This window comes from Phytoactinopolyspora endophytica, assembly GCF_004138495.1.
Taxonomy (GTDB): domain Bacteria; phylum Actinomycetota; class Actinomycetes; order Jiangellales; family Jiangellaceae; genus Phytoactinopolyspora; species Phytoactinopolyspora endophytica.
Map to the genome: position 1 here is coordinate 113,111 of NZ_ML142854.1, position 853 is coordinate 113,963.

General features: G+C 69.4%; 1 protein-coding gene and 1 pseudogene. One reads left to right on the top strand and one right to left on the bottom strand.

All coding sequences use genetic code 11. The features are described 5' to 3' along the window. Positions 1 to 491, top strand: a 491-nt coding sequence (locus tag ELR45_RS13535; RefSeq protein ID WP_240759672.1) for a TrmH family RNA methyltransferase, incomplete at its 5' end; no start/stop codon positions are given. A 79-nt stretch (positions 492 to 570) separates the two neighbouring features. Here the strand turns inward: ELR45_RS13535 and ELR45_RS37790 are convergent. Further along, positions 571 to 853, bottom strand: a pseudogene (locus ELR45_RS37790) (SIS domain-containing protein); the annotation flags it as partial.

Sequence of the window (853 nt, forward strand, 5' to 3'; positions counted from 1 at the left end):
ACTGGCGGCGCGAGGCGATCGTCGAGGACCTCGACCGGCGCCGGCACCCGTTCCACATCGCGATCGAGAACTGGCAGCACGACTTCAACATCGGCTCCGTCGTGCGCACGGCGAACGCGTTCCTCGCGGCCGAGGTGCACATTGTGGGGCGGCGCCGGTGGAACCGGCGGGGCGCGATGGTGACCGACCGTTACCAGCACGTCCGGCACCATCCCGACCTGGCGGAGCTGGCCACGTGGGCCCATGAGCGCGGGCTGCCCGTGTTGGGGGTCGACAACCTGCCCGGCTCGGTCCCATTGGAGACGTACCGGCTGCCGCGGGAGTGTGTGCTGCTTTTCGGGCAGGAGGGGCCGGGACTCTCTGAAGCGGCGCGGGAGCACGTGGACGTCTGCCTGTCGATCGCCCAGTTCGGGTCGACCCGATCGATCAACGCCGGCGCGGCCGCCGCGATCGCCATGCATGCCTGGATCATCCAGCACGCCGTCGTGTGAATCGGTCGTATGGATACTGATCGTTGCAGCGTGGCGCTGAACTGACGAGATCGCAGCGCGGACTGCAGCGCGAGTGAGCTTACGACTCGGCCGGATCGGTCTGGGTGACCTTGTTCAAGCCGCGTGGCGCATCCGGATCGAGCCCCAGCCGACGCGCCAACGTCTCGACGATGAGCTGAGCGGGCACGATCAACGCCAACGGAGCGACCAGTTCAGGCAGAGACGGCCCGGGAACACGCACGTCGACCGCGCCGGCGAACGCCTCGTCGCCTCCGATCCCGATGACGGCGGCGGCGCCCCGCCGGTCCAGGTCGCGCGCGAGGTCGGTCATCCCCGAGACCATCGGCCCGTCTGCCGAGGAC